The sequence below is a fragment of the Kribbella sp. CA-247076 genome, from assembly GCF_050942445.1.
GTDB lineage: Bacteria > Actinomycetota > Actinomycetes > Propionibacteriales > Kribbellaceae > Kribbella.
Window position 1 is genome coordinate 3,919,242 of the sequence record NZ_CP192051.1, and the last position, 20,254, is coordinate 3,939,495.

Below are 20,254 nucleotides of genomic sequence, written 5' to 3' on the forward strand. Positions count from 1 at the left end.
GTGCTGTTTACCTGGCTGGGGCTCCGGCGGTGGGTGGGGTGGGGATTGCGGGGGCTTCTTCGTCGATGTCTACTACGGCGCCGCTGAACTGGGCGTTGTAGAGGCGGGCGTAGGCGCCGTCGACGGCGAGCAGCTCCTGGTGGTTGCCTTGTTCGACGATGGCGCCGTTCTCCATGACGAGGATCAGGTCCGCGTCGCGGATCGTGGACAGGCGGTGGGCGATGACGAAGCTGGTCCGGTCCGAGCGGAGGGCGGCCATCGCGCGCTGGACGAGGACCTCGGTGCGGGTGTCGACCGAGCTGGTCGCCTCGTCCAGGATCAGCAGCTGCGGATCGGCCAGGAACGCCCGGGCGATGGTCAGCAGCTGCTTCTCGCCCGCACTGACGTTGCTGCCCTCCTCGTCGATCACCGTGTCGTACCCGTCCGGCAGGCTGTGCACGAACCGGTCGACGTACGTCGCCTTGGCCGCGGCCAGCATGTCCTCCTCGGACGCGTTCAGGTTGCCGTAGCGGATGTTGTCCCGGATCGTGCCGCCGAACAGCCAGGTGTCCTGCAGCACCATGCCGATGCGCGAGCGCAGGTCGTGCCGGGTCAGCTCGGTGATGTCGACCCCGTCGAGGGTGATCCGGCCGCCGTTCAGCTCGTAGAACCGCATGATCAGGTTGACCAGCGTCGTCTTGCCGGCCCCGGTCGGGCCGACGATCGCGACCGTCTGACCCGGCTCGGCGATCAGGCTCAAGTCGGTGATCAGCGGCTTGTCCGGGTCGTACGAGAACGACACGTGCTCGAACTCGACCCGCCCGCGCGCCTCCGTCACCTTCGCCGGCGTCTTGTCGTCCGGCACCTGCTCCTCGGCGTCCAGCACCTCGAACACCCGCTCGGCCGACGCGACGCCGGACTGCAGCAGGTTCGCCATCGACGCGATCTGGGTCAGCGGCTGGGTGAACTGGCGCGAGTACTGGATGAACGCCTGGACGTCGCCGAGCGACATCGTCCCGGACGCGACCCGCAGCCCGCCGACCACCGCGATCACCACGTAGTTCACGTTCCCGATGAACATCATCAGTGGCATGATCAGGCCGGAGATGAACTGCGCGCCGAACGCCGCGTGGTACAGCTCCTCGTTCTTCTTGGCGAACTCCGCCTCGATCTCCTTCTGCCGGCCGAAGACCTTCACGAGCTCGTGCCCGGTGAATGCCTCCTCGATCTGACCGTTGAGCGCGCCGGTGTGCCGCCACTGGGCGACGAACCGGGTCTGCGACCGCTTGGCGATCGCCGCCGTCAGGATCATCGACACCGGGACGGTGACCAGCGCGATCAGCGCCAGCAGCGGCGAGATCACGAACATCATCGTGACCACGCCGATCACCGTCAGCAGCGACGTCAGCAGCTGGCTCAGCGTCTGCTGCAGGCTGGTGGAGATGTTGTCGATGTCGTTCGTCACCCGGCTGAGCAGCTCACCGCGGGGCGCGCCGTCGAAGTAGCTGAGCGGCAGCCGGTTCAGCTTGTCCTCGACCTCGGAGCGCAGGTCGAAGATGGTCTGCTGGACCACGCCGTTCAGGATGTAGCCCTGCATCCAGGAGAGCAGGAACGCGCCGGCGTACAGACCGAGGACCAGCAGCAGGACGTTGCGCAGGGCATCGAAGTCGATGCCGACGCCCGGGATCAGGTCGATCCCCTGCAGCAGGTCGGCGAGCCGGCCGTTGCCGACGGCCCGGGTCTGCTCGATCACCTGCTCCTTGCTCAGCCCGCTGGGCAACTGCTTGCCGATCGCGCCGGCGAAGATGATGTCGGTCGCCCGGCCGAGGATCTTCGGGCCGAGCACGGACAGCCCGACGCTGAAGATCCCGAGCAGGATCACGCCGAGCACCTGGGTCCGGTGCGGGCGCAGCCGGCGCAGCAGCCGCTTGCCCGACGGGACGAAGTTCATCGACTTGTCCCCCGGGATGCCGCCGGGCGGCCCGAACGCCCGTCCGGTCGTCGGCCGCTCGGTCGCCTTCACCGTCGCCGACCCAGCCGACCCGCTCGGCCCGGCCGACCCAGCCGACCCCGGACCACTCGCCGCACCCTGACCGTTCGGTGACGACTTCTGCTCCTCGCTCATGCCGCCTCCTCCGCGGACCGCTGGGACTCGACGATCTCGACGTACGTCGGGCAGGTCTCGAGCAGCTCCTCGTGCCGGCCCTTGCCGACGATCGCGCCGTCCTCGATCACGACGATCTGGTCGGCGTCGACGATCGTCGACACCCGCTGGGCGACGATCACCAGGCACGCGTCCGCCGTCACCGGCCGCAGCGCCGCCCGCAACCGGGCGTCGGTGGACAGGTCGAGCGCGGAGAACGAGTCGTCGAACAGATAGATCTCCGGCTTGCGCACCAGCGCCCGCGCGATCGCCAGCCGCTGCCGCTGACCGCCGGACACGTTCGTGCCGCCCTGGGCGATCGGGGCCTCCAGGCCCTCCGGCATCGCCTCGACGAAGTCCTTGCCCTGAGCAATCTCCAGCGCCGCCCAGAGCTCCTCGTCGGTGGCGTCCGGGTTACCGTAGCGCAGGTTGCTGGCGACCGTCCCGGAGAACAGGTACGGGCGTTGTGGCACCAGGCCGATGCGCTCCCACAAGGCCTCGGGCTCGATCTCGCGGACGTCGATGCCGTCGACGAGCACCCGGCCCGCGGTCGCGTCGAACAACCGCGGAACCAGCGACAGCAGCGTGGTCTTGCCGGCACCGGTGCTGCCGATGATCGCCGTCGTCTGCCCCGGCGAGGCAACGAAGCTGATGTCCCGCAGCACCGGCTCGGCGGCGCCCGGGTACTGGAACGAGGCGTTCTCGAACACCAGCTCGCCGCGGCCGGTGAACTCGCGGATCGGGGTGACCGGCGGCCGGACCGAGGACTCGGTGTCGAGCACCTCGGCGATCCGGTCCGCGCAGACCGAGGCCCGCGGCACCATGATCATCACGAACGTCGCCATCATCACCGAGAACAGGATCTGGATCAGGTAGCTGAGGAACGCGGTCAGCGCACCGACCTCCATTGTCCCGTTCTCCACCCGGGAGGCACCGAACCACAGCACCGCGACGCTGGACAGGTTCAGGATCAGCATGACCACCGGGAACACCAGGGCCATCAGCCGCCCGGCCCGGACGGCGGTGTCGGTCAGGTCCTGGTTGGCGTCGCCGAAGCGTTCGACCTCGTGCGGCTCGCGGACGAACGCCCGTACCACCCGGATGCCGGTGATCTGCTCACGCAGCACCCGGTTGACGCCGTCGATGTTCGTCTGCATCTTCCGGAACTGCGGGACCATCCGGCTGGCGATGAGGCCGATGGAGGCCGCCAGCAGCGGTACGGCGACGGCCACGAGCCAGGACAGGCCGACGTCCTCGCGGACCGCCATCACCACTCCGCCGACCATCGTGATCGGCGCGGCCACCAGCATCGTGCAGGTGGTCACCACCAGCATCTGGATCTGGGTGACGTCGTTCGTGCTCCGGGAGATCAGCGTCGGCGCGCCGAACTGGTTCACCTCCCGGGCCGAGAACTCGCCGACCCGGTGGAACACGGCCGACCGGACGTCCCGGCCGAACAAGGCCGCCGTCTTGGCGCCGAAGTACACGGCGACGATCGTGCAGATGATCTGCACCAGGCTGACGCCGAGCATCCAGCCGCCGGTCTCCATGATGTAGCCGGTGTCACCCTTGGCGACCCCGTTGTCGATGATGTCGGCGTTCAGGCTGGGCAGGTAGAGGGAGGCGATCGTCCCGATCAGCTGCAGGACGACCACCAGGGACAGGTTTCCCGCGTACGGCCGTAGGTGCGTACGCAAGACGCGAACTAACATCAGGCATCCCCAGAGTCGTGGTTACCGGGACCGCCGAGCGCGAACTCGGCGATCTCCTGGGCGGCCGGCTGCCGGCTGTCACGCTGCCGGACACCGTCGAGGGCGAAGTCGACGATCTCCGCGGCGGACAGCACCTGGCCGCCCGAAATCAGTGGGTGGGTGGCGGAGAAGGTGATCAGCCCGATCCGGCGGACCACCTCCTCGGGCGGGAACCGCAGCTGGTCCGCGTCCGGCCGGAGCAGGTCGGCGAACGCGGCGTTGGCCAGATCGGACTCGCGCTTGCGACGGGCCTCGTCCATCGCCGAGGACTTGAAGTCCGGCGGCTTGCGCATCCGCAGCGCGACCATCAGGCGGAAGACGCCGCGCAGTCGCTGCTGGGCGACCTCGACCGCGGCGATCATCCGCTCCCGCAGCGGCAGCGAGCGGTCGACCCGCTCCAGCGCCCGGATCAGGTCGGTGGTGTCCATGGCCGCGGCGAACGCGGCGTCGATCAGCGCGTCCTTGCTGCCGAACGCGCGGAAGATCGTGCCCTCGGCGATCCCGGCCGCCTCAGCGATCTGCTTGGTGCTGACCTCGGTGCCGTGCTCCTCCAGCAGCGGCAGGGTGGCCCGGACGATGGCGGCACGCCGTTCGTCGGGTGGCAGTGGGGCAGCGCGAGGTGGCATGCCCTGAGACTAACTGAGTGAGTACTCACTCACAAACACATTTACTCTTTCGGTCCGGACCGGATCTCCACCAGCGAGGATACGCCGTCCAGCAGCCGTTCGAGACCGTATTCGAACGCGTGATCGGCGTCGTACGGGGCGTCGAACTCACTCCCGACCGCGGTCCCGACCCGGGAGGCGAGCGGGAAGTTCTGCGCATCGCCGATCTTGTCCAGGTGCGGCACGTGCGCCAGCCACCACTCCTTGTCCGTGATCCCGGACCGCTGGATCACCTGCCGGGCCTCGACCGCGGTCCGGACGGCGCCGTGGACGTACCCGTTGACCAGGGCGACGGTCGCGTCCATCTCGAGATCGGTCAGCCCGATCCCCTCGACCGCGGCCAGCTCGTACTCGTACTTCGCCATCACGTGCGGCCCGAGTGGCGGCCGGCTGACCGCGACGTGCAGCATCCACGGGTGCCGCAGGTACAGCTCGCGGTTCTCCCTCGCGACCTCGTCGAGCCGGGCCCGCCAGCCACCGTCCACGGCGCGTCGCGGCAGCTCGCCGTACACGGTGTCGAGCATGACGTCGAGGAGCTCGCCCTTGCCCGGGACATAGCGGTACAGCGTCATTGCGCCGACGCCGAGCTCGTCGGCGACCCGGCGCATCGACAGCCCGCCGATCCCGTCGGCGTCGGCGATCCGCAGGGCCGCCTCGACGATGCCCTCGACGGTGAGCGCCGGCTTCGGGCCGCGGGTGGGTTGCGGACGGCGGCGCCAGAGCAGCTCGAGGCTCTTCGCGGGGTCGCCGCTGCCGCTGTACTCCTGGTTCATGTGCGCGATTCTCCCGGAGTGGCTACACTGCTGGAGCTACTTCGTACAGTGTACTCAGTTAGGGGCTGGGATTGACCTCAAGGTGTGTTGAGGTTCTACGGTCGGAAACTGTCGGTGGTCTGCGCGATCATCGTCTCCTCCTCGACCACCGAACTGCCGGAGCCGTGCCGTGAGTATGGAAATGACCGCGTGGACGTCGATGTACCACGCGATGCACAGACAGGACGAGAAGCGTCCGTTCTCGAAGGCCACGCTGAAACGCATCCTGGCCTTCGCGCGACCGCACCGGCGCGCGCTGATCGCGTTCCTGGCGCTCAGTGTCGGCGCCGCGGTGCTCGCGGTCGCGACGCCGGTGCTGGCCGGGCGGGTGGTCGACGCGATCGTCGGCGGGAAGCCGTTCAGCACCGTGCTGCAGCTCGCTGTGCTGATCGCAGTCATCGCCGTGGCCGAAGCCGGGCTCGGCCTGCTCACCCGCTGGCTGTCCGCGCGGATCGGCGAGGGGCTGATCCTCGACCTGCGGACGGCCGTGTTCGACCACATCCAGCGGATGCCGATCGCGTTCTTCACCCGGACACGGACCGGCGCGCTGGTCTCCCGGCTGAACAACGACGTCATCGGCGCGCAGCGGGCGTTCAGCGACACGCTCTCGGGCGTGGTCAGCAACCTCGTGATGCTCGTGCTGACGCTCGTCGTCATGCTCCGGGTCTCCTGGCAGATCACCCTGCTCGCGCTCGTGATCCTGCCGATCTTCGTCATCCCGGCGCGCCGGATCGGCAACCGGCTGGCCGCGCTCGAGCGGGAGGCTGCCGACTACAACGCCACCATGAGTACGCAGATGACCGAGCGGTTCTCGGCGCCGGGCGCGACGCTGGTCAAGCTGTTCGGCCGGCCGGCGCGGGAGTCGGCCGAGTTCGCGGTCCGGGCGCGGCGCGTGCGCGACATCGGTGTCCGGACGGCGATGGTGCAGTGGGTGTTCGTCACCTCGCTGACCCTGGTGTCGGCGCTGGCGCTGGCCGTCGTCTACGGGCTCGGCGGCTTCTACGCGCTGCGCGACCAACTCGACGCGGGTGCCGTCGTCGCGATGGCGCTGCTGCTCACCCGGTTGTACTCGCCGCTGACCGCGCTGGCGAGTGCCCGGCTCGAGGTGATGACCGCTCTGGTCAGCTTCGAGCGGGTCTTCGAGGTGCTGGATCTGGAGCCGCTGATCAAGGACAAGCCGGACGCCGGGACGGTGCCCCCGGGTCCGGTGTCGGTCGAGTTCTCGCACGTCACGTTCGCGTACCCGTCGGCCGACAAGGTCTCGCTGGCCTCGCTGGAGGAAGTGGCGAAGCTCGACACCCGCGGCGGGGTCGAGGTGCTGCACGACCTGTCCTTCCGAGCCGAGCCCGGTCAGGTGGTCGCCCTCGTGGGCTCGTCCGGCGCCGGCAAGTCGACGATCGCGCAGCTCATCCCCAGGCTGTACGACGTCGACTCGGGCTCGGTGAAGCTGGCGGGCGTCGACGTCCGCGACGTGAGCGCTGAGTCGTTGCGGGACACGCTCGGCATGGTCACGCAGGACGGGCATCTGTTCCACGACAGCATCCGGGAGAACCTGCTGCTCGCCCGGCCGGAAGCCTCCGAGGACGACCTGTGGGACGCGCTCACGCGAGCGCGGCTGGGCACGCTCATCCGGTCGCTGCCCGATCAGCTGGACACGGTCGTCGGCGAGCGCGGTTATCGGTTGTCCGGTGGTGAGCGTCAGCGGCTGACGATCGCCCGGCTGCTGCTGGCTCAGCCGCGGGTCGTGATCCTCGACGAGGCGACGGCGGCGCTCGACTCCACGAACGAGGCCGCGGTGCAGGCCGCGCTGACGGAGGCGCTGGAAGGGCGGACGGCGGTGGTGATCGCCCACCGGCTGTCCACCATCCGTGCCGCCGACCAGATCCTCGTGATCGAGGACGGCCGGATCGTCGAGCAGGGCAAGCATGCCGACCTCCTGGCCGCGGGCGGTCGCTACGAGGAGCTGTACCGGACGCAGTTCGACCAGCCGGGCGCCGGGCCCACGGAGGCGGAGGTGCTCAAGGTCTGAGGCTCAGTGGCGGATGGTCGTTGGTCGGGGGTGGTTGCCTAGGAGGGCGTTGGGTTGGCGGGTACGGCGTTGCAGGAGCTCGCGGGGTGTGCGGTGGTTTTCCGGCCGGCGGACCCGCCGCGGGACGGGCGGGTGTGTTTCTGGGAGCCGGACGGTGCTGAGCTGCCGCTCGGCGTCGGCGAGCAGTCGCGACTCGAGTTGGTCGTCGACTCGGAGCTGGTGAGCGTCCGCGCGATCGAGCTCCCGGTGGCCGACGCCGTACCTCTGCTCGGCCGTGCCCGCCAGACTCCCGGTGCGCACCCCTCGGCTGCCTTCTGGGGCGCCGCGTCGCTGGCCGCCCTCCAACTGGTCGCCCGCGGCAAGCTGCTTCCGGGTGTCTCCCCCGCCGGCCACGACGCCTGGCGTGTGGGCCCCTTGGACGAGCAGGACATCAACCGCCTCCTCTCCCTGGCCGAAGCCATGCCGCCGGCCGCGCGCGCACTGCCCCTGTCCGACGAGCCGTCCGCCGAGGTGCGGTTGCCGGTGGCCGAAGAGTTGATCCGGGGGTTCCTGGACGCGGTTGCAGATGGGATGCCGAGGTCGCCGGCCGCGGCGAAGGCTCATCGGACCAACCTGTTCACCGCCGTGAAACCACAGCGGGCCGAGGGGTTGCGGTCGTGGGCGGACGAGGTGTCGGTGGGGCTCGACACCGGGGTGCGGATCTCGCTGCGGATCGAGTTGCCGGAGTCGATGGCGTTCGGGGCGGTCGTGCAGCTGCACAGCCTGCAGGATCCGACGCTCGTGCGGGACGCGACCGACGTGTGGGCCGAGGACGTTCCGGGGTTCGGTCCGCGGGCCCGGATCGACGCCACGCTGGCGATTCGGCGGGCAAGCCGCGTGTGGGCGCCACTCGGTCGTCTGCTCGACTCCGCCGTACCGGACCGGATGGAGCTGTCCGACGAGGAGGTCGGTGACCTGCTCGCGGGTAGTGGGCAGCGACTCGCGGCCGCGGGCGTCGACCTGCACTGGCCGCGCAGCCTCGGGCGATCGCTCACCGCACGGGCGGCGATCACGAAGTCGGACGGACCGCCGAGCGACCTGCCCAGCTTCTTCGGCGGCGACGCGACCCTCGACTTCAGCTGGCAGGTTGCGCTCGGCAACGACCCGCTGACGGAAGCCGAGCTGGATCAGCTGGCCGAGGCGACCCGGCCGGTGGTCCGGCTGCGCGACCAGTGGATGCTGATCGACCCCGAGCTGGCGCGCAAGGCCCGCGAGCGGATCCTCAAACCGGTCACCGCGATCGACGCCCTGGGCGCGGCGCTCACCGGGACCACCGAGGTCGACGGCCGCCAGATTCCAGTGAAGCCGGCCGAGTGGCTCGACGACCTCCGCGCCCGGATCGCCGACCCCGACCGCGCCGACGAGCCGATCGACGCACCGCGCGAGCTGCAGGCGACCCTGCGCGACTACCAACTGCGCGGGCTGCGCTGGCTCGCGCGGATGACGTCGCTCGGTCTCGGCGGATGCCTCGCCGACGACATGGGCCTCGGCAAGACGATCACGCTCATCTCTCTGCACCTCCACCGCCAGACCTCTCCCGCGACCGCCGGCCCGACGCTCGTGGTCTGCCCGGCGTCGCTGCTCGGCAACTGGGAGCGCGAGGTCCAGCGGTTCGCCCCGGGGACGCCGGTCCGCCGCTTCCACGGCTCGGCGCGATCCCTCGACGGAGCCGAGGACGGCTTCGTGCTGACGACGTACGGGACGTTGCGGCGGGACGCCGTACGGCTGGCCGGGCATCGGTGGGCGCTGGTCGTCGCGGACGAGGCGCAGCACGTGAAGAATCCGTCGTCGGGTACGGCGAAGGCGTTGCGGACCGTGCCGTCGCAGGCCCGGGTCGCCCTGACCGGTACGCCGGTGGAGAACAACCTCTCCGAGTTGTGGGCGATCCTCGACTGGACGACGCCCGGGCTGCTCGGCCGACTCGGCACGTTCCGGACCCAGTGGGCGACGCCGATCGAGGCGGACAAGGACGAAGAGGTCGCCGAACGGCTCGCCACGCTGGTCCGGCCGTTCCTGCTCCGGCGGCGCAAGTCGGATCCGGGGATCGCGCCGGAGCTGCCACCGAAGACGGAGACGGATCAGCCGGTGTCGCTGACCCGCGAACAGGCCGTGCTCTACGAGGCGACCGTCCGAGAGCTGATGGCCGAGGTGAAGGACAGCGACCGGATGGCGCGGCGAGGGCTGATCGTCAAGCTGCTGACCGGGCTCAAGCAGATCTGCAACCACCCGGCGCAGTATCTGAAGGAGAGTGATGCGGCCCGGCTGACCGGGCGGTCCGGCAAGCTCGAGCTGCTCGACGAGTTGCTCGAGACGATTCTCGCGGAGGACGGTGCCGTCCTCGTCTTCACGCAGTACGTCGCGATGGCACGGCTGCTCGAGCGACATCTCGCCGAGCGTGGCATCGGCTCTCAGTTGCTGCACGGTGGGACGCCGGTGCCGAAACGCGAGGAGCTGGTCGATCGGTTCCAGGCCGGCGACGTCCCGGTCTTCCTGCTGTCGCTGAAGGCGGCCGGGACGGGGCTCAACCTGACGCGGGCCGATCACGTCGTGCACTACGACCGGTGGTGGAATCCGGCGGTGGAGGATCAGGCGACCGACCGGGCGTACCGGATCGGGCAGACGAAACCGGTTCAGGTGCACCGGTTGATTGCCGAGGGCACCATCGAGGACCGGATCGCGGCCATGCTCGCCGGCAAGCGCGAGCTCGCCGAAGCCGTGCTCGCCGGCGGCGAGGCAGCCCTCACCGAGCTGTCCGACGCCGAGCTGGCCGACCTGGTCGAGCTGCGAGGTGGCCCCCGATGAGGACGACGGTGGATGTCGGGCTGGTCGGCCTGGTTGCGGTCGGGGGTGGGCTGCGGTGACGGAGGCGCGAGGGTTTCCGGCGTTCGAGGCGCAGCGGCGCAGTACGCGTGGCCGGTCGTGGTGGGCGCGCGCCTGGGTGCAGGCCTTGGAGGATACGTCGCTGGACTCCGACCAGTTGCGCAAGGGCCGCCGCTACGCGAACTCCGGGCAGGTCGGGACGATCACGATCAGCCCGGGGCGGATCGCGGCGACCGTGTACGCACCAGAGGACACGTACGAGGCGGTCATCCGGGTCGACCAGCTGACCGAGGCCGACTGGGACCGGTTCCTCGACCAGGTCGCGGCGCGCGCCGGGCACATCGCCGCGCTGCTGGAAGGCGAGATGCCGCACGACCTGGTCGAAGCCGCGGCCGACGCCGGCGTCCCGCTGCTCCCCCAGATCGGAGACCTCGACCCCAGCTGCACCTGCGACGGCTGGGAGCTTCCCTGCCAGCACGCCGCCGGGCTCTGCTACCAGGTCGCCTGGCTGCTCGACTCCGACCCGTTCGTGCTGCTGCTCCTGCGCGGTCGTTCGCGCGAGGAGCTGCTCGACCAACTGCAGAGCCGCCAGGTCCGGGGCGACGCTCAAGCCCCTGTGCGGCCCGCTGAGACGGGCGTGGCGATGACCGAGGTGCTGGCCGCCGCGGTCGCGGACCTGCCCGACGTACCGGAGTTGCCGGGCAAGGTGACGGCGGACGAGCTGGCGGTGAGCGGGATCGAGCCTCCACAGGGGTTCGCCCCGGCGACGCTGCCGTTGCTGGTGCTGGACGCGTCGCGCCGGGCCCGCGCGCTCCTGAGCGCGCTGCTGCACGGGACGCCGGAGCCGCAGCCGCTCGACGAGTGGCAGGACGCCGTACGCCTGGCCGCCGACTTCCCCGAGCTCACCGAGCCCCTCGGTGGTGGCGGCGAAGACTTTGCCCGCGGCATCCAAGCTTGGAGGTACGGCGGCGCGCCCGGCCTCGACGTCCTCGACCACACCTGGACGCCGGATCCCGCGGAGCTGGCCCGCGCCCGGACCGAACTCGCCGCGGCCGAGTTCACGGTCGAGATCACCGACAACCGGATCACCGTCGGTGGGGATACCCAACTCCGCCTGGACCGCCGCGGCCGCTGGCACCCCTACCGGCGCATCGACAACACCTGGACCCCCACCGCGCCAGCCACCACCGATCCACTGAGCGCACTCACGACCGACTGGTAGCCGCGCACAGCTGACTGGTGGCCGACCCGCGCCGGTAAATCCGGCGCGCCCGGCCTAAGTGTGTCGGTAGGGTGTCGATGACTTCGGAGCGTGGAGGAGGTGAGTTGATGACCGCGTCAGTGGGTGCTGTCGCCTGCGCGGCAGCCATTCCGGTCAGCCAACTCACCGCGGGGCCCGCCTGACGCGGAGCCCCTCGACCCGAAAGGGTTCCCCCGTTGTCCAGCATCACCTGGAAGACCCGCGCCGAGACGAGCGCGGACATCGAAACCATCCGTGAGGTCACCCGCCAGGCGTTCGGGCGCCAGTTCGAGGTCGACTTCCTCGACGCGCTCCGGGCCGACCCGGTCGCCTGGCTCGACGGGTTGTCGTACGTCGCGACCGTCGACGACCGGCTGGTGGCGCATGCCCTGCTCACGCGGTGTCATGTCGGCGACACCCCGGTCCTGTCCCTCGGGCCGGTCGCCGTCCTCCCGGCGTACCAGCGCAAAGGCGCCGGCGGCGCGGCCGTCCGCGCCGTGCTGGACACAGCGCGTGCACGCGGTGAGCGATCCGTCGTCGTGCTCGGTCACGCCGAGTACTACCCGCGGTTCGGTTTCCGACAGGCGACTGCGTTCGGCATCCGTCATCCAGAGTTCGACGGACCCAACCTGATGGCCCTCTCCCTCACCGGCGACGTCCTCCCGCGGGGCGAGCTCCGCTATCCCGTGACGACCTGAACCGGGTCGTAAAAGGTTCATCCGAACTCGCCGATTCACTTGCGCACGTGCCTTGTATACATGAAACAGTCGACGAGACCGCCTACTCAGGAGCACGTGATGACTACTCGACTTCCGTCCTTACTGAACCGCTCCAGTTCCGCGCTCGCCGGAGTTGCCGCCGGGGTGATCGCGCTGGCGCTGATCGGCACGGCCTGCTCCCCGGTCGAGCCGGCCGGGAGCGAGGGCGGCGACAGCAGTCAGCAGACCGGCGGCGGGCAGGACGTGTTCGGCGACCCGGCGGACCCGGGGCAGGTGAAGCCCGGCGGCACGCTGACCGTTGCCCTGTCCGCCGATCCGGACAAGCTGGACCCGTCGCTGTCGCGCAGCCTCTACTCGCGGTACGTCTTCCACACGATGTGCGAGAAGCTGTACGACCTCGGCCCGGACGCGAAGATCGTCCCGCAGCTCGCCACCGCGCTGCCGACGATCTCCGCCGACGGTCTCAGCCTGACCATCCCGCTCAAGCAGGGCGTGAAGTTCGCCGACGGCGGCACGATGGACTCGAACGCGGTCAAGGTCTCGATCGAGCGCGGCCTCACTCTGCCCGGCTCCGGCCGCAAGAGCGAGCTCGGCCCGATCAGCGCGGTCGAGACGCCCGACCCGAACACCGTGGTGATCAAGCTGTCGAAGCCGTTCGCGCCGCTGACCGCCGCGCTCGCCGACCGGGCCGGCATGGTGCTCAGCCCGGCCGCGGTGAGCAAGCTCGGCGCGAACTTCTCCACCGCGCCGGTGTGCGTCGGCCCGTTCAAGTTCGCCAGCCGGGTCGCGCAGAACTCGATCAAGGTGGTCAAGGATCCGCAGTACTACGACGCCGCGAAGGTGCACCTGGACGCGATCGAGTACCGGATCATCACCGACTCCAGCATCCGCTCGGCCAACCTGAAGTCCGGTGACGCCCAGGTCGCCGACTCGCTGTCGACCCAGGACGCGCCGAGCCTGCAGCAGGACAGCACGATGACCGTGCTGCAGTCGCAGTCGCTCGGGTACCAGGGCCTGACCGTCAACATCGCGAACGCGAACGGCATCGGCAACCCGCTGAAGCAGTTGGAGACCCCGATCGCCAAGGACCCGCGGATCCGGCAGGCGCTCGCGCTGTCGGTCGACCGCGAGGCGCTGGTGAAGTCGATCTTCAACGGCCTGAACACGGTCGCGTGCTCACCGGTCTCGCCGAAGAGCGAGTTCACCTCCGACGCCGTCCAGGTGTGCCCGCCGCACGACCCGACCAAGGCGAAGCAGTTGCTGGCCGACGCCGGCGCGAGTACGCCGTACAAGGTCACGATGATTACCTCGAACAACCCCGACAGCCTCCGGCTCGCGCAGGCCCTGCAGGCGATGGTCAAGGACGGCGGTTTCGATCTGGTGATCAAGCCGGTCGAGTACGCGTCGCTGCTCGACCAGCAGGACCGTGGGGACTTCGAGCTGCTGCAGCTCGGCTGGTCCGGCCGGGTCGACCCGGACGCGAACATCTACAACTTCGTCGGCTCCGAGGGCAGCCAGAACGTGGCCGGCTACAGCAGCCCCGAGGTGGACAAGCTGCTGACCGACGCCCGGCAGTCGACCGACAAGGCCGAGCGGATCAAGCTGTACGGTGATGTGGTCACCAAGCTGCAGCAGGACTTCCCGCTGATCTACCTGTACCGGCAGCGCAACCTGACCGGTGTGTCCAAGAAGGTCCTCGGCATCCAGGTCTACCCCGACGGGGTCCTGCGGGCCGCGTTCGCCGGGTTCGCGAAGTGAGGCGGTATCTCCTCGGCCGGTTGTGGCAGTCGATCGTCACGTTGATCCTGGCAACGATCGTCGTCTTCGTCGGCGTGCGCGCGTTGCCGGGAGACCCGGCGCTCGCGCTGGCCGGCGAGGACCGGGACCCGGAGTCGTTGCAGGCGATCCGCGAGCAGTACGGGCTGGACGACTCGCTGCTGGTGCAGTTCTGGCAGTTCGTCAGCCACGCGGCCCGGGGTGATCTCGGCCAGTCGATCCGGACCGGCGAGTCGGTCACCACGATGATCGCGAACGCGCTGCCGGTCACCATCGAACTGTCGGTCCTGGCGATCCTGGTCGCCAGCGTGATCGGCGTCGGTGCCGGCGTCGTCGCCGCCGTACGACGGGGTCGCCCGGCGGAGTGGGCCGCGAACGCGCTCGCCCTCCTCGGCCTGTCGGTGCCGAACTTCTGGCTCGGCCTGATGGCGATCCTCTACCTGTCGGTCGCGCTCGGCCTGTTCCCGGCGTCCGGGTTCGTGCCGTTCTTCACCGACCCGGTCGGCAACCTGCACCACCTGATCCTGCCCGCGCTCATCCTCGGGACCGGCCTGGCAGCGGTCATCATGCGGCAGACCCGCTCGTCGATGCTGGACGCTCTCAGCGCCGACTACATCCGTACGGCGGAGGCGAAAGGCCTCTCGCCGCGCGCGGTCATCGGCCGGCACGCGCTCCGCAACAGCCTGATCGTGGTGATCACGATCGTCGGCCTGCAACTCGGCGCGCTGATCTCGGGCGCCGTGGTCACCGAACGCATCTTCGCGCTGCCCGGGTTCGGCAAGCTGACCGTCGACGCGGTCTTCCAGCGCGACTACCCGGTGATCCAGGCGGTCGTGCTGGTGACGGCGGCGGCGTACATCCTGATCAACCTGCTCGTGGACCTGCTGTACTCCGTCATCGATCCACGCATCCGGGTGCGGGGTGACGCCTGATGGCCGTCACCGACGTCACCGTCAGCGCGGGGACGCCGCTGCGTAGCAATCGGCGCCGGGTGGTCCGGCGGATGCTGCGCAACCCGCTCGCGATCGCCGGCCTGGCCGTCCTCGGGCTCGCGATCATCCTCGCGGTGTTCGCTCCCTGGCTCGCGCCGCACGAGCCGACCGACACGCAGCTCGACCAGGCGTTCGCGCCGCCCGGGACAGCCGGCTACCTGCTCGGCACCGACGATCTCGGCCGGGACGTGCTCGCCCGGATCATGTACGGGCTGCGGGCCTCGCTGCACGTCGGCCTGCTCGCGGTCGCGACGTCGCTCGTGATCGGCGTACCGCTCGGGCTGATGGCCGGGTACTTCCGGGCGCTGGACGCGCTGATCTCGCGGTTCACCGATCTGGTGCTGGCCTTCCCGTTCCTGATCCTGGCCGTCGGGCTGGCCGCGATCCGGGGTGCGAGCCTCGGAAATGCGGCGATCGCGATCGGGATCGCCCAGATCCCCGGCGTGATCCGGATCGTCCGGTCGGAGACGCTGCGGCTGAAGTCGCTGGACTTCGTCGCCGCCGCGATCGTCGAGGGCGCCGGCGACGCCTGGGTGCTCGGCCGGCACATCCTGCCGAACGCGGCCTCGGTGATCATCGTCCAGGCCACGGTCGCGATCCCGGCGGCGATCCTCGGCGAGGCCGTGCTGTCGTTCCTGGGCCTCGGCATTCAGCCGCCGGCGCCGAGCCTGGGCACGATGCTGTCCGACGCGCAGCAGTTCGCTGCCCGCGCGCCGTGGGCCGCGGTGATGCCCGGCGTCGCGATCATGCTGCTCACGCTGGCGTTCAACATCGTCGGCGACAGTCTGCGCGACGCTCTCGACCCGAAAGCGAGCCGCCGATGACTGCATCGTCGAACGGCCAGCAGGTGCTCGATGTCAACGACCTCTCTGTCACGTTCCGGACCGAAGACGGCCCTGTGTCGGCGGTGGACCGGGTGAGTTTCGCGGTGGGTGAGAGTGAGGTGCTCGCCGTGGTCGGCGAGTCCGGCTGCGGTAAGAGCGTGACGGCGATGAGCCTCGCCGGTCTCCTCCCCCGGACCGCCACGGTCGACGGCTCGGTGAAACTCGACGGTGTCGAACTGATCGGGGCCGACAAGCGCACGCTGCGATCGATCCGCGGCCGGGAGGTCGCGTACATCTTCCAGGAGCCGATGACCTCGCTGAACCCGGTCTTCACCGTCGGCCACCAGATCGGCGAGGTGCTGCGGACCCACATCGGCCTCAGCCGGCAGGCGGCCCGCGACCGATCGGTCGAGCTGCTCAAACTGGTCGGCATCCCGTCCGCCGAGCGCCGGATCGGCGACTACCCGCACCAGCTGTCCGGCGGCATGCGGCAGCGAGTGATGATCGCGATGGCGGTCGCGTGCGATCCCAAGGTGCTGATCGCCGACGAGCCGACGACCGCGCTGGACGTCACGATCCAGGCCGGCATCCTCGACGTACTGCGGGAGTTGCGGGAGCGGCTCGGGACCAGCATCGTGCTGATTACGCACGACCTCGGCGTGGTCGCGGACCTCGCGGACCGGGTCGCCGTGATGTACGCCGGACGCGTGGTCGAGACCGCCGAGGTCCACGAGCTGTTCGACCACCCGCAGCACCCGTACACCGCCGGCCTCCTGGGCGCGTCGCCCGCCGCCGGCCGGCACGCGGAGTCCCACCGCCTCAACGAGATCCCCGGCCTTGTCCCGGTCCTGTCCGAGCAGCCCGACGCGTGTACGTTCGCCGACCGTTGCCCGCGAGCACTCGACACCTGTACGTCGTCCGAGCCGCAACTGACACCTGGTCCGCACCGGGTCGCGTGCTGGAACCCGGTCAGAGAACCAGTGGAGGTGTGATGGACGCCTTGGAGGTGGAAGACCTCGTCATGCACTTCGGGCCGGTCCGGGCAGTCGACGGGGTGACGCTGCGGATCCGCCAGGGGTCTGTGGTCGCGCTGGTCGGTGAGAGTGGTTCCGGCAAGTCCACTGTCGGTCGCTGCATCGTGCGGCTGCTGGAGCCGACCGGAGGGACCATCCGGCTCGCGGGCATCGACATCACTCACCTGAACCGACGGCAGCTGCGTCCACATCGACGCGACGTGTCCATCGTCTTCCAGGACCCGGCCGGCTCGCTCGACCCTCGGTTGTCGGTCGGAGACATCGTCGGCGAGCCCCTACGCCTCATGCGTCGCAAGGACATCCCTGCGAAGGTCTCGGAGTCGCTACGCCGGGTCGGCCTTCGTCCCGAGGTCGCACAGCGCGCACCGCACGAGTTGTCCGGCGGTCAGCGCCAGCGCGTCAGCATTGCCCGCGCACTGATCTCGGAGCCCCGACTGCTCGTGGCGGACGAGCCGACGAGTGCACTGGATGTCTCCGTCCAGGCAGCCGTGCTCAACCTGCTCGCCGACCTCCAGCGGGACCTGGGCTTCGCCTGCCTGTTCATCACGCACGACCTGTCCGCGGTCGAGTACCTGGCCGACGAGGTCGCGGTGATGTACCTGGGCCAACTGGTCGAACAAGGGCCACGTGCCCGCATCTTCGGTGCGCCCGCGCACCCCTACACCCAGGCCCTGCTGTCAGCCGCCCCTGTCCCCCGTCCGGCGGAGCAGCGCGCTCGCAAGCCGGTGCTGCTCGGCGACGACCTGCCGTCGGCCATCGACCCGCCCGGCGGCTGCCGCTTCCACACCAGGTGCCCGGTGGCGATCGACACCTGCCGGACAGTCATCCCGGAGCACCGCGTAATAGGCGAAGGTGGACACGAGGTCGCGTGTCACCTGGTCGCCGACGACGGCACCGGCCCCGATGTCCGCACAGTCGAAGGAGCAACTCGATGACCTTTACCACCCGGCCAACCCTGCGCGGCACGTTCGGGATGGTTTCGTCCACGCACTGGCTGGCGTCGCAGTCGGCCATGCGGATCCTGGAGCTCGGTGGCAACGCGTTCGACGCCGGTGCGGCCGCAGGGTTCGTGCTGCACGTGGTCGAGCCGCACCTCAACGGCCCGGGCGGGGAGGTGCCGGCGATCATCGCCACCGCCGACGACCCGACCCCGCGGGTGCTGTGCGGGCAGGGCGTCGCTCCGGCCGGTGCGACCATCGAGCACTTCCAATCGCTCGGGCTCGACCTCGTCCCCGGGTCTGGTCCGCTGGCCGCGACCGTGCCAGCTGCTGTCGACGCCTGGCTGCTCCTGCTGCGTGACCACGGCAGCATGCCGCTGCGCGTCGTACTCGAGCCTGCGATCGAGTACGCGCGGAACGGGCATCCGCTCGTGCCGCGGGTCGGGGAGACGGTCGGCACGGTGCAGGAGTTGTTCGAGCAGCACTGGCCGACGTCGGCGGCACTCTGGTTGAAGGACGGGCGTGCGCCGAGCGGGAGGTTCCGCAACGAGGCGTACGCCGCCACGCTCGAGCGGCTGGTGACCGAGGCCGAGGCCGTCGGCGCGGACCGGCAGGCGCACGTGGACGGGGCCCGCAGGGCGTGGCGGGAAGGCTTCGTCGCCGAGGAGATCGACAAGTTCTCCCGGCTGCCGCACCGTGACTCCAGCGGCGAGGACCACTCCGGGCTGATTACAGGCGAGGACTTGGCGAGCTTCGCGGCGACCTGGGAGGAGCCGACAACGCTCGACTGGAACGGGTACACCGTCGCCAAGACCGGCCCGTGGGGCCAGGGGCCGGCGCTGCTGCAGTCGCTCGCCGTACTCGCCGAGCTCGGTGACGTCGACCTGGACAGCGCCGACGGTGTGCACACCACGGTCGAGGTGATGAAGCTGTCGTACGCCGACCGCGAGGCCTGGTACGGCGACGGCGCCGACGTACCCCTGAAGACGCTGCTCTCCCCCGCGTACGCCGCCGAGCGTGCCAAGCTGATCGGGCCGGAGGCGTCGAGGGAGCTGCGGCCGGGTCGCCCGGACGGCCGCGAGCCGCGCCTGCCATCGGTTGCCAGCGGCAATGACCTGGGTGACGCCACGACCGGCGAGCCGACCGTTTCGGCCGAGGGCGTGACCCGTGGTGACACCTGCCACGTCGACGTGATCGACCGCTGGGGCAACGTCATCTCCGCGACGCCGAGCGGCGGCTGGCTGCAGTCGTCGCCGACGATCCCGGAGCTCGGATTCTGCCTCGGGAGCCGGCTGCAGATGTTCTGGCTCGAGGAGGGGCTCGCGTCCTCCCTCGCCCCCGGTCTGCGTCCGCGGACGACGCTCACGCCGACGCTCGTACTCCGGGACGGGCAGCCGGTACTCGCGTGCGGATCGCCCGGTGGGGACCAGCAGGACCAGTGGCAGTTGCTGTTCCTGCTGCGTCATCTCGGCGGTGGGATGGATCTGCAGGAGGCGATCGACGCGCCCGCGTGGCACACGACCGGCTTCCCGTCGTCGTTCTACCCGCGCGCGACCGAGCCGGGTGGACTGGTGATGGAGAGCCGGCTCGGTCCGGCGATCCGCGACGAGCTGGTCCGCCGGGGACATGTCGTGACCGAGGGCGACGCGTGGAGCCTCGGCCGCCTGTGCGCCGTACGCAAGGAAGCGGACGGCGTCCTCGCCGCGGCGGCGAACCCGCGAGGGATGCAGGGCTACGCCGTCGGGCGCTGAGTCCCGCCGTTGAGCGCCGCCTTCGCGGCGGCCTCGACGTGCAGGCGGGCGGCCCTGGTCGCGGCCGCGCTGTCGCCGGCGGCGATGGCGTCGACCAGGCGGATGTGTTCCTCCCACGAGTGCGGTGCGCGCTGCGCGGCGCCGACGCGGAAGACCCAGTGCACGTGGTGGTACATCGCGGCGGACATCGAGAGCAGCCAGCGGTTGCCACTGACCGCGATCACCGCTCGGTGGAAGGCGCTGTTGAGCTCGGCGACCCGGTCGAAGTCCTTGTCCTCGGTCGCCGCGCTCGCGTCGTCCAGCAGCCGACGCAGCCGGTCGACGTCCTTCGGCGTCGCCCGCTCGGCCGCCAGCCCGGCGGCCAGCGTCTCGAGCTGGCCGCGGACGGCGAACAGGTCGCGGACCGCGGTCTCGTCGAGGGTCGCGACGACCGCACCCCGCCGCGGCAGGATGTGCACGAACCCCTCGGCCTCGACCACCCGCAACGCCTCGCGGACCGGGTTGCGGGAGACGCCGAAGTCGTCGGCCAGCCGGGTCTCGGTCAGCCGCTCGCCCTGGGCGTAGTCACCGTCCACGATCCGGCGGCGGAGCTCCGCGAGGACCTGCTCGCGCAGCGCGACATGGTCGCCACCGATCGTCCGCACCTCACCCGTGTGGTCCACCCGACCGTCTCCTCTCCCCCGTGCCCACTGTTCGCAGCACGCTAGCCGATCGGTGCGAACGGCGGCATGTGCTCCCGGGG

Annotated in this window: 15 protein-coding genes; 10 read left to right on the top strand and 5 right to left on the bottom strand. The window is 70.2% G+C overall.

Annotation, left to right across the window (positions count from 1 at the left end):
* Positions 1-7 precede the first annotated feature (7 nt).
* Genes ACQPYZ_RS18635 through ACQPYZ_RS18650 form a run of 4 tightly spaced genes read right to left on the bottom strand, consistent with a single transcriptional unit; the run spans position 8 to position 5,311 of the window.
* Positions 8-2,104 (bottom strand): ABC transporter ATP-binding protein, encoded by a 2,097-nt coding sequence (locus ACQPYZ_RS18635; RefSeq protein ID WP_433157310.1) that lies wholly within the window; start codon positions 2,102-2,104, stop codon positions 8-10.
* Positions 2,101-3,834, bottom strand: coding sequence for an ABC transporter ATP-binding protein (locus ACQPYZ_RS18640; RefSeq protein WP_433157313.1), 1,734 nt, complete (start codon positions 3,832-3,834; stop codon positions 2,101-2,103). Before ACQPYZ_RS18640 ends, ACQPYZ_RS18635 begins: the two co-directional genes overlap by 4 nt.
* Entirely contained in the window at positions 3,834-4,499 is a 666-nt protein-coding gene (locus tag ACQPYZ_RS18645) for a TetR/AcrR family transcriptional regulator (protein WP_433157316.1), read from the bottom strand. The genes ACQPYZ_RS18640 and ACQPYZ_RS18645 overlap by 1 nt, the downstream gene beginning before the upstream one ends.
* Before the next feature lie 41 nt (positions 4,500-4,540).
* The gene (locus tag ACQPYZ_RS18650) at positions 4,541-5,311 is read right to left on the bottom strand and encodes a TetR/AcrR family transcriptional regulator (protein WP_433157319.1); all 771 of its coding nucleotides are present in this window, start codon (positions 5,309-5,311) and stop codon (positions 4,541-4,543) included.
* A gap of 181 nt (positions 5,312-5,492) precedes the next feature.
* Here ACQPYZ_RS18650 and ACQPYZ_RS18655 point away from each other — a divergent pair, with 181 nt between their 5' ends.
* The 10 genes from ACQPYZ_RS18655 to ACQPYZ_RS18700 all read left to right on the top strand — a co-directional run bounded on the left by ACQPYZ_RS18655 (position 5,493) and on the right by ACQPYZ_RS18700 (position 19,512).
* Complete coding sequence (locus ACQPYZ_RS18655) at positions 5,493-7,379, top strand: ABC transporter ATP-binding protein (protein ID WP_433169714.1); 1,887 nt, start codon at positions 5,493-5,495, stop codon at positions 7,377-7,379.
* A gap of 459 nt (positions 7,380-7,838) precedes the next feature.
* Positions 7,839-10,220 carry a DEAD/DEAH box helicase gene (locus tag ACQPYZ_RS18660; protein ID WP_433169716.1) on the top strand — a complete coding sequence of 794 codons (2,382 nt, stop codon included), beginning with the start codon at positions 7,839-7,841 and terminating at the stop codon, positions 10,218-10,220.
* A 55-nt stretch (positions 10,221-10,275) separates the two neighbouring features.
* Entirely contained in the window at positions 10,276-11,460 is a 1,185-nt protein-coding gene (locus ACQPYZ_RS18665; protein WP_433157321.1) for a hypothetical protein, read from the top strand.
* Between the two features lie 215 nt (positions 11,461-11,675).
* Positions 11,676-12,176 (top strand): GNAT family N-acetyltransferase, encoded by a 501-nt coding sequence (locus tag ACQPYZ_RS18670; RefSeq protein WP_433157323.1) that lies wholly within the window; start codon positions 11,676-11,678, stop codon positions 12,174-12,176.
* Between the two features lie 99 nt (positions 12,177-12,275).
* Positions 12,276-13,955 carry an ABC transporter substrate-binding protein gene (locus tag ACQPYZ_RS18675; protein WP_433157325.1) on the top strand — a complete coding sequence of 560 codons (1,680 nt, stop codon included), beginning with the start codon at positions 12,276-12,278 and terminating at the stop codon, positions 13,953-13,955.
* On the top strand, positions 13,952-14,905 hold the full coding sequence (locus ACQPYZ_RS18680) for an ABC transporter permease (RefSeq protein WP_433157328.1): 954 nt from the start codon (positions 13,952-13,954) through the stop codon (positions 14,903-14,905). The genes ACQPYZ_RS18675 and ACQPYZ_RS18680 overlap by 4 nt, the downstream gene beginning before the upstream one ends.
* Positions 14,905-15,789 carry an ABC transporter permease gene (locus ACQPYZ_RS18685; RefSeq protein ID WP_433157330.1) on the top strand — a complete coding sequence of 295 codons (885 nt, stop codon included), beginning with the start codon at positions 14,905-14,907 and terminating at the stop codon, positions 15,787-15,789. The genes ACQPYZ_RS18680 and ACQPYZ_RS18685 overlap by 1 nt, the downstream gene beginning before the upstream one ends.
* A complete protein-coding gene (locus ACQPYZ_RS18690; protein ID WP_433157332.1) occupies positions 15,786-16,781 on the top strand; it encodes an ABC transporter ATP-binding protein in 996 nt (331 codons plus the stop codon). The genes ACQPYZ_RS18685 and ACQPYZ_RS18690 overlap by 4 nt, the downstream gene beginning before the upstream one ends.
* Positions 16,781-17,758 (top strand): ABC transporter ATP-binding protein, encoded by a 978-nt coding sequence (locus ACQPYZ_RS18695; RefSeq protein WP_433157334.1) that lies wholly within the window; start codon positions 16,781-16,783, stop codon positions 17,756-17,758. Before ACQPYZ_RS18690 ends, ACQPYZ_RS18695 begins: the two co-directional genes overlap by 1 nt.
* A complete protein-coding gene (locus tag ACQPYZ_RS18700; protein WP_433157336.1) occupies positions 17,755-19,512 on the top strand; it encodes a gamma-glutamyltransferase family protein in 1,758 nt (585 codons plus the stop codon). The genes ACQPYZ_RS18695 and ACQPYZ_RS18700 overlap by 4 nt, the downstream gene beginning before the upstream one ends.
* Here ACQPYZ_RS18700 and ACQPYZ_RS18705 read toward each other — a convergent pair.
* A complete protein-coding gene (locus ACQPYZ_RS18705; RefSeq protein WP_433157339.1) occupies positions 19,494-20,174 on the bottom strand; it encodes a GntR family transcriptional regulator in 681 nt (226 codons plus the stop codon). The two genes, ACQPYZ_RS18700 and ACQPYZ_RS18705, sit on opposite strands and share 19 nt — an antisense overlap.
* Positions 20,175-20,254: the final 80 nt, after the last annotated feature.

Excerpts from the sequence above, each read along its gene's own strand:
- ACQPYZ_RS18640 (WP_433157313.1), bottom strand. The coding sequence starts at position 3,834 with ATGTTAGTTCGCGTCTTGCGTACGCACCTACGGCCGTACGCGGGAAAC.
- ACQPYZ_RS18690 (WP_433157332.1), top strand. The coding sequence starts at position 15,786 with ATGACTGCATCGTCGAACGGCCAGCAGGTGCTCGATGTCAACGACCTC.
- ACQPYZ_RS18685 (WP_433157330.1), top strand. The coding sequence starts at position 14,905 with ATGGCCGTCACCGACGTCACCGTCAGCGCGGGGACGCCGCTGCGTAGC.
- ACQPYZ_RS18675 (WP_433157325.1), top strand. The coding sequence starts at position 12,276 with ATGACTACTCGACTTCCGTCCTTACTGAACCGCTCCAGTTCCGCGCTC.
- ACQPYZ_RS18650 (WP_433157319.1), bottom strand. The coding sequence starts at position 5,311 with ATGAACCAGGAGTACAGCGGCAGCGGCGACCCCGCGAAGAGCCTCGAG.
- ACQPYZ_RS18635 (WP_433157310.1), bottom strand. The coding sequence starts at position 2,104 with ATGAGCGAGGAGCAGAAGTCGTCACCGAACGGTCAGGGTGCGGCGAGT.
- ACQPYZ_RS18695 (WP_433157334.1), top strand. The coding sequence starts at position 16,781 with ATGGACGCCTTGGAGGTGGAAGACCTCGTCATGCACTTCGGGCCGGTC.
- ACQPYZ_RS18655 (WP_433169714.1), top strand. The coding sequence starts at position 5,493 with ATGACCGCGTGGACGTCGATGTACCACGCGATGCACAGACAGGACGAG.
- ACQPYZ_RS18700 (WP_433157336.1), top strand. The coding sequence starts at position 17,755 with ATGACCTTTACCACCCGGCCAACCCTGCGCGGCACGTTCGGGATGGTT.
- ACQPYZ_RS18660 (WP_433169716.1), top strand. The coding sequence starts at position 7,839 with ATGCCGCCGGCCGCGCGCGCACTGCCCCTGTCCGACGAGCCGTCCGCC.
- ACQPYZ_RS18645 (WP_433157316.1), bottom strand. The coding sequence starts at position 4,499 with ATGCCACCTCGCGCTGCCCCACTGCCACCCGACGAACGGCGTGCCGCC.